This window comes from Exiguobacterium qingdaonense, from assembly GCF_018617855.1.
Lineage (GTDB): Bacteria > Bacillota > Bacilli > Exiguobacteriales > Exiguobacteriaceae > Exiguobacterium > Exiguobacterium qingdaonense.
The window spans coordinates 1,305-4,254 of record NZ_JACSKY010000026.1; the positions used below are offsets into that span (position 1 = coordinate 1,305).

Here is a 2,950-nt window from a genome sequence, read left to right on the forward strand (position 1 = left end):
AACGGACCGTGTGTCTTAGACGCTAGATCAAGGTAGAAAGGGCGTACGGTGGATGCCTTGGCACTAGGAGCCGATGAAGGACGCGACGAACAGCGAAATGCTCTGGGGAGTGGTAAGTACACTTTGATCCAGAGATCTCCGAATGGGGGAACCCACCGCCGGGAGACCGGCGGGACACCCACGTGAATACATAGCGTGGCGTGAGGCATACCCGGGGAACTGAAACATCTAAGTACCCGGAGGAAGAGAAAGAAAATTCGATTCCCTGAGTAGCGGCGAGCGAAACGGGAACAGCCCAAACCAGGAAGCATGCTTCCTGGGGTTGTAGGACACTCTGCACGGAGTTACAAAGGGATAGGGTAGGCGAACGACCTGGAAAGGTCGGCCAGAGAAGGTGACGGCCCTGTAGCCGAAACCCCATCCCCTCCAGAGTGGATCCTGAGTACGGCGGGACACGTGAAACCCCGTCGGAATCCGGGAGGACCATCTCCCAAGGCTAAATACTTCCTAGTGACCGATAGTGAACCAGTACCGTGAGGGAAAGGTGAAAAGCACCCCGGAAGGGGAGTGAAAGAGATCCTGAAACCGTATGCCTACAAGTAGTCAGAGCCCGTTCACGGGTGATGGCGTGCCTTTTGTAGAATGAACCGGCGAGTTACGATGGCGGGCGAGGTTAAGCCGATGAGGCGGAGCCGCAGCGAAAGCGAGTCTGAACAGGGCGCATCAGTCCGTCGTCGTAGACCCGAAACCAGGTGATCTACCCATGTCCAGGATGAAGGTCAGGTAACACTGACTGGAGGTCCGAACCCACGCACGTTGAAAAGTGCGGGGATGAGGTGTGGGTAGCGGTGAAATGCCAATCGAACCTGGAGATAGCTGGTTCTCTCCGAAATAGCTTTAGGGCTAGCCTCGAGGTGAAGAGTTCTGGAGGTAGAGCACTGATTGGACTAGGGGCCCCCACAGGGTTACCGAATTCAGTCAAACTCCGAATGCCAGCAACTTGTACTCGGGAGTCAGACTGCGAGTGATAAGATCCGTAGTCGAGAGGGAAACAGCCCAGACCATCAGCTAAGGTCCCCAAGTGTATGTTAAGTGGAAAAGGATGTGGCGCTGCACAGACAACTAGGATGTTGGCTTAGAAGCAGCCACCATTCAAAGAGTGCGTAATAGCTCACTAGTCGAGTGGCGCCGCGCCGAAAATGTAACGGGGCTAAACATACCACCGAAGCTATGGATCCCGTAAGGGATGGTAGGAGAGCGTTCCAAGCAGCAGTGAAGCGGTATCGTGAGGAGCCGTGGAGCGCTTGGAAGTGAGAATGCCGGTGTGAGTAGCGAAAAGAGGGGTGAGAATCCCCTCCGTCGAAAGCCTAAGGTTTCCTGAGGAAGGCTCGTCCGCTCAGGGTTAGTCTGGACCTAAGCCGAGGCCGAAAGGCGTAGGCGATGGACAACAGGTCGATATTCCTGTACCGCCGTACCACCGTTCGAACGATGGGGGGACGCAGAAGGATAAGGTGACCGTGCGACTGGAAGTGCACGGACAAGCAGCGAGGCCGTCGGGTTGGCAAATCCGCCCGGCATACAAGGTTGAGCTGTGACGTGGAGCCCGTAGGGCGAAGCACCGGATTTCACGCTGCCAAGAAAAGCCTCTAGTGAGGAGGTCGGCGCCAGTACCGCAAACCGACACAGGTAGGCGAGATGAGAATTCTAAGACGCGCGGGATAACTCTCGTTAAGGAACTCGGCAAAATGGTCCCGTAACTTCGGGAGAAGGGACGCTTATGGCAACATAAGCCGCAGTGAATAGGCCCAAACGACTGTTTAGCAAAAACACAGGTCTCTGCTAAATCGCAAGATGAAGTATAGGGGCTGACGCCTGCCCGGTGCTGGAAGGTTAAGGGGATGTGTCATCGCAAGAGAAGCACTGAACCGAAGCCCCAGTAAACGGCGGCCGTAACTATAACGGTCCTAAGGTAGCGAAATTCCTTGTCGGGTAAGTTCCGACCCGCACGAAAGGCGTAACGATTTGGGCACTGTCTCAACGAGAGACCCGGTGAAATCATAGTACCTGTGAAGATGCAGGTTACCCGCGACAGGACGGAAAGACCCCATGGAGCTTTACTACAGCCTGATATTGAGGCTTTGTACGCGATGTACAGGATAGGTGGGAGTCTGTGAAGCCGGAGCGCCAGCTTCGGTGGAGACACCCTTGGGATACCACCCTTTGCGTATAGAGTCTCTAACTCGCAGCCGTGATCCGGCTGGAGGACCGTGTCAGGCGGGTAGTTTGACTGGGGCGGTCGCCTCCTAAACAGTAACGGAGGCGCCCAAAGGTTCCCTCAGAATGGTTGGAAATCATTCGAAGAGTGCAAAGGCAGAAGGGAGCTTGACTGCGAGACCTACAAGTCGAGCAGGGACGAAAGTCGGGCTTAGTGATCCGGTGGTTCCGCATGGAAGGGCCATCGCTCAACGGATAAAAGCTACCCTGGGGATAACAGGCTGATCTCCCCCAAGAGTCCACATCGACGGGGAGGTTTGGCACCTCGATGTCGGCTCATCGCATCCTGGGGCTGGAGTAGGTCCCAAGGGTTGGGCTGTTCGCCCATTAAAGCGGTACGCGAGCTGGGTTCAGAACGTCGTGAGACAGTTCGGTCCCTATCCGTCGTGGGCGCAGGAAATTTGAGGAGAGCTGTCCTTAGTACGAGAGGACCGGGATGGACGCACCGCTGGTGTACCAGTTGTTCCGCCAGGAGCATCGCTGGGTAGCTACGTGCGGACGGGATAAGTGCTGAAAGCATCTAAGCATGAAGCCCCCTCCGAGATGAGATTTCCCTTTGAGCAATCAAGAAAGACCCCTCAGAGACGATGAGGTAGATAGGTCATGGGTGGAAGCGTGGCGACACGTGGAGCTGAATGATACTAATCGGTCGAGGCTTTGATCTAGTCTAATGGTT

Annotated in this window: 1 protein-coding gene and 1 other annotated feature (1 of these 2 running past the window's edge); the gene reads right to left on the reverse strand. The window is 55.5% G+C overall.

Annotated elements, in window-relative coordinates:
- Positions 1-2,939: a sequence feature (most likely nonfunctional fraction of RNA operon), on the forward strand; it begins 1,256 nt to the left of the window's first position.
- Positions 1,414-1,629: a hypothetical protein gene (locus tag KNP00_RS13955; RefSeq protein ID WP_215146289.1), complete on the reverse strand. Its 216-nt coding sequence runs from the start codon at positions 1,627-1,629 to the stop codon at positions 1,414-1,416. It overlaps the preceding feature by 216 nt.
- Positions 2,940-2,950: the final 11 nt, after the last annotated feature.